1 protein-coding gene is annotated in these 5,941 nt (G+C 40.1%); it reads right to left on the bottom strand.

Annotation, left to right across the window (positions count from 1 at the left end; translation table 11 throughout):
- A partial coding sequence (locus tag HMPREF1040_RS03660) for an ESPR-type extended signal peptide-containing protein (protein WP_007392574.1) occupies nt 1-5,530 on the bottom strand: 5,530 nt, incomplete at its 3' end.
- Between the last annotated feature and the right edge of the window lie 411 nt (nt 5,531-5,941).

The following is a 5,941-nucleotide window of genomic DNA, read 5'->3' as shown; positions in this document are numbered from 1 at the left end:
CTGCCACGTCAAAGGTAACGGTGTTTCCGTCTTTGATTTCTTGTTCTGCTTTATCACCGGTAGCCTTGAGTTTCCATGCAGACATCTTACCCGTTACGGTACTGTTGCTTGTAATCTGCGTATTGATTTGGCTATTCAGAGCATCTTCATTAAGCCCCAGTGTCAGACCGGTATCATTCACTGTTGCTGTAACGTATTTATCTCCTGTTACCTTTACCGTACTTCCTGCTGTGACTGTTTGTTGACCGACTGTCTTATTGGCATCTTGGAGAGTAAATCCTTTCTGCAAAGTCGTAATATTGGTTTCATTTTTATCCGCTTTATCACTTACCGGTTTCAATGCAGCTTGAACTGTGCCCCCCGTTACAAGGTTTGCGTCATTTTCTGCAATTGCTCCTGTACCGAGTTTTTCTGCCCATTTAGCCTTAGCTGTGGCATCAATATTGGTTGCATTTTTATCTGCTTTATTTGAGAGCAATCCGTCAGATTTAGTAATATTCGTAATAGCACTATTGTTGCTGATATCAATCTTATCACCGGCTACATTGGTTATTTTTGTTGTAGCACTATTAATGTTTTTAACTAAATTTTCTGAATCAATACCATACTTAATTGTCTTTCCTGTTTGCGTAACAGTGAGTCCTTTGTCTGCTTCAGATACACCGAATTCAACTGTTTCTCCATCAGCTACATTAGTTGCGGTTCCACCTGTTGCTTGTATCTTCCAAGAAGACATGGTACCTACACCGTTTTCGGTGATTCCCAACTCTTCTTTCAATTTTTTCGTATTCAATGTATATGTTACATTTTTATTCTTATCTACAGATGCTACAAAGGAAGAAGTGGCATTCTCTGTGTTTTCCGTTGCCGCTTTAAACGTAATTGCCGTTGCTGGATCTCCGCCTAATGTTACATTACTTGTTCCCGTTCCTGCATCTTTAATCGTAAAACCTGTTTTCAATTTGGTAATTGCCGTTGCATTATTAGTTGCTTTTGTTTCAATCGGGTTCACGAAATCATAGACAGTTTTCCCCGTTACAAGGTTTGCGTTATTTGCTGCAACTTCTCCTGTACCGAGGTTAGTTGCCCATTTACCGGGAGCAGTAATATTTCCACCATCAACATCAGCTTTTCCAGCTAAATCAGTAGTCACCTTTCCCTTATAAGTATCAAAGTCACTTGTATTAACTTTCGTATTTAATTGATTGTCGACATATGTTTTTTCTGCTTTATTTGCTACTTCGTCTTTTGTTGCTTTCCCTTCAATTTCTGTTTTCAAATCATTATTCAGTTTTGCTTTTGTTATACTTCCGTCTTTAATATTAATAGTTAAATCGGAACCGATTGCTTTTCCATCACCTGTCACATCAAGAGTATCAGATTTAATTGAACCTTTTGTTACTTTATCCGTTACAAAAGTATTGGTCACAGTTTCAGTAATTTTTTCTCCTGCTAAGTCCTTAACTTTTGTTTTCCCTTGTTCTGTGAGGTTATCTAAACTGGTATTAGCTTTATCTTTAATTGCAGCATATACTTTTCCACCCGTTACAAGATTCGTATCCTTATCGGCAATTGCTCCTGTTCCGAGTTTTCCTGCCCATGCGGTTCTTTCTGCTTCACCTATATTGCCTGCGTCTTTATCGGCTTTATTTGTCAGTTCACTCTTGTCAGCTTTGTCTTTAATCGCAGCAAATACTTTTCCACCCGTTACAAGATTCGTATCCTTATCGGCAATTGCTCCTGTTCCGAGTTTTCCTGCCCATTGACCGGGAGCAGTAATATTTCCACCATCAACATCAGCTTTTCCAGCTAAATCAGTAGTCACCTTTCCCTTATAAGTATCAAAGTCACTTGTATTAACTTTCGTATTTAATTGATTGTCAACATATGTTTTTTCTGCTTTATTTGCTACTTCGGCTTTTGTTGCTTTCCCTTCAATTTCCGTAACTAATTCATCACTTAATTTGCCTTTAGAAATTGCCTTGTCCTTGATGTCCAATGTCAAATCAGCACCAACAACCTTACCATCACCGGTAACCGTTAATGTCTTAGATGTGACACTTCCTTTCTTTACCTTACCGGTCACAAAAGTTTCTGTAACAGTACTGTCAATTTGTTCTTTCGCCAAGTTTTTAACAACCGTTTTTCCGCTTTGTGTCAAGTTGTCTAAACCGGTATTGGCTTTATTATTCAAATTTTTCGTAACTTCCGTCTTATACGCAGCAAGCTCTTTATTTACTTTATCTGCTGCACCTTTTGCTTGTTCTGCCGTTAACTTTGCCGTATTTGCAGTAGAATTTGCCGTATTTGCCGTAGAGTTTGCTTGAGTTGCAGTTGAATTTGCCGCAGTCGCCGTATTTTGTGCCGTTGTGATTTCTGTTTTCAGTTCGTTTTTCGCCGTATTTATTTGTCCTACTGTGGCGGCACTGGTGACGGTCGTACTTTCTTTGACATTCGTGATTTCCTGACCGCCCATATTGAGTCCGTCTTTGGTCAAAGCGACAGCCGTTTTACCCGAACCGATGGTCAAGCCGTCCTGATTAAGCGTACTCGTCCGTTTGTCTTTGGTAAACGTAGCACTTTCTAACTTATTCAAATTATGATTCAAATTAATTTTGGCTTCAATGGTATCAAAACCATCATTCGTAGACCTTCCAAGATCTACATTAATATTACTATCGTTATCTCCACCTCGTATTTTTAGAGAAATTTTTCCTTTTTGACTGGCTTTTGTTCCTGCCGACACCCACGGTTGTCCGCCGGTATTTCCTTCGATATTAAAACCGATATTGCCTTCTACCTTAGTGTTTACATCATTTACCTTGTTATCTACACCACTTATCTTATTATCTACACCATTTATCTTATTATTAACTTGCTTCAACTGTGCCACATTGACGGCATCCGTATCTTCGCTACCGCCTGCTACATTCGTGATTTGACGAGTAATCGAATCACTGCCGATTGATAAGGCTCCGGAAGTAGATTTATTGGCACGTAGTCCGCCGATTCCTTTACCTGCATCACCGTCATTAGCATATACAGTATTCTTACCGAAATCATATGCACGCTGTCCGCCGGCTCTTGTACCTCTTGACAAAGCTCCCAAAGCTATACCGCCCGGTGCATTCGTAACCTGACTATCCTTACCTATAGCAACGGAATTATCCGCCGTTCCCTGTGCTTTGTAACCGACAGCAATGGCATCCTTTCCCTTCGCACCGTCATTTAAATAGTTTGTAGATTCTATAAATTTCTGCTCATCATTTGTCAGTGCTTTCTTTAAGCTGTCTTTCAGTTTTCCTTTCTTCCATTCATTCAATTTGTTAATAACGTCATTCGTATCCTTTACATTCAATTCCGGATAAGCATTTTTCAACTCTTGGAGAATAGTGTCAACATTCTTTCCTCTTAATCCGGAATTATCAACCCCCGTCTTATTAGAGGTGTCGTTTTCCAAATTAGTTATTACATTCTTAATCCGATCCTTGAATGTTTCATCAATTTTTTCATGATTTTTTTCTTTAACCTGTAATTCTATCTGTTTAATGCGGTAATTAACATATTTCCGATAATTCATCTCTTTCTTCTGCAGAGGAACAACCTGCTTTGAATCTCCATTCATTTTATCTACCGCCAAGTAGCTGAAAGGATTAAGATCCGAGTCCTCCGGCAGAACGCTGGATAAACGTTCTTCCAAACTGCGAAGCTGGGACACGTTCACGGCATCCGTATCACGATACCCGCCGGCTACATTGGAAATACGACGTTCACTGCCGATTTTTCCGACAGAAACAACACCTACCTGTGTGGATGACGGGAAGGTAATGGCATTACGCGGTGCCCAAGCGTCTTGCGCCAAATCTTTTTCGGTATAATCCGTCTTACTGCCTACACCGACAGCAATAGAATTCGTCAAATTGGCAAAAGATCTCACACCTATCGCCATAGAATTGTCTGCTACGGCAGCAGATTCCACACCGATAGCAGCAGAATTTTCTCCTTTAGTATAGGTAAAATGACCGACGTTCAATGAGTTATTGCCGGTACCCAGTGAAAGTGAACCTAAAACTAAGGAATTATCGCCGAGCGCATACGTACGTCTTCCGATAGCAATCGCATTATCACTCCACCGTTTAGGTCCCACTTGAACCTGTTTTTTTCTATATTCAGTTCTATCAGGACCGTTGTTTCCATCTTTCCACTGACGTAGCACGCTACCTTCATCATCAACCCATTGTTTGTTCTTTTTATCATAGGCGGCCATCATTTTTTCCAGATAGGTAATTCTATCTTGCGTAGTATCGAATCTCGTACTGGGAGGTTTAATTTTCCCTTCTCCGTTATATAGAAGAACATTCGCCATGGCATTTTGAGCTTCACTGTTTAACATCGCATTGGCACCGACATTATGACCGATAGCAATAGAATTAGCACCGAGAGCTTTCGCATCATATCCATACGCCAGCGAGCCGTCTCCACTGGAATAGGTCTTATTCCCGACAGCCAAACCGTTTTTACTCATAACACGACTTTCTTCACCAAGTGCCATACCGCCTTTAGCGCCGGAACTAACCAAAGAACGAACGCCTAATGCGGTCGATCTGTCTGCCAATGCCATAGCCAACACGCCGATAGACGTAGAAGCGTCTCCTAAAGCGACTGTTCTGGAGCCGATAGCGATAGATGCCTCCCCGGCGGCATAATTCGGCGACCATACACGTCTATCATTACCGGCATCATCTATCATATATTTATTTTTAAACCAATGAGGATTATCTTTTATCATGTCTTTATAAATTTCTCTTATGGTGTTTTCCGGTAATTTATCCGAAAACTTACTTCCGGTGAAAGCCTTCGGATCTGCATCATCACTACCGATAGAAATGGAGGCATACCCCTGTGCACGTACATCCGCACCAAGTGCTACAGCTTGGTCATTTGCCCAACTATGAGCCCCGACAACAGTTCCCTGTCCTTTCAAAACTTTCGCATAATAACCGATTGCTGTACCTTCATTACCATTTGTCGTTGCAGCATGTCCGACTGCCAATGAACCTTCACCTACTGCATGAGTACCATAACCATATGCCGTTGCTCCGAATCCAAATACACGAAATCGATTTCCTATGGCTGTTCTATGCTTCAACTCCTCTGCCAAGTCACTCTTTCCGGAAACTGTATCACCGCTGATCAGCCCCATAAGAAAACCAACTCTCCAGTTTTTACCTAACACTCCAAACGCCCCGTAATCTGCATCTGTCACCGTATGAGCACTATCCCATGGAGCAGGTTTATTTTTATCCTGGTCAATATACTTAGGAAGATAATCATATATATTATCGGCCCGGACAGGCATTGTCTGCAAAACGGTGCTTACGCCGCACAAAGCCATGACTGCCAAGACGGCCGCTTTGCGGGCAAGGAGTCCCGTCGGGGACACACTTTTCCCGTCACGCTTGGTAATTTCCGAAACAACTACGTAGCAATGTTTTACTTTACTCCAAATAACTTTGTAAATTTTGTTCATTATTTTTCCCTCCACAAAATCCCTTTTATTAAACAATACTTTTATTACATTATTAACTAAGAAGTCATATAAATACTATTAAATGCTATTATATAATAGCATTTAATAGTATACAACCTTTTCAATTATACTTTTCAATTATATAAGTATTATTTTAAATGCTTTTATAAAAAAAATTATCTATTCTAAAGAGAATAAAAATGCAATTCCATTCCTATGTTCTACCAAATTTATGAGCACACTCATCTGTCGATGAGTTTCTCACAAATGCTTTTATTTATTAACAAAGAGTATATTCGAATTGGTACCACGTATTATTAATTGCCTCTGCTACATGTATTGATATTTATACGTAACATCAAGGTTCTCCGTAAATAAAAAAAAGCGTGATAAGTAATAACTTAATTACTA

Origin of the sequence: Megasphaera sp. UPII 135-E, from assembly GCF_000221545.1 — a bacterium.
In the GTDB taxonomy this organism is placed as follows: Bacteria; Bacillota; Negativicutes; order Veillonellales; family Megasphaeraceae; genus Megasphaera; species Megasphaera hutchinsoni.
The sequence above is the reverse complement of the archived record's forward strand: the minus strand, read 5'-3'. Positions and strand labels throughout refer to the sequence as shown.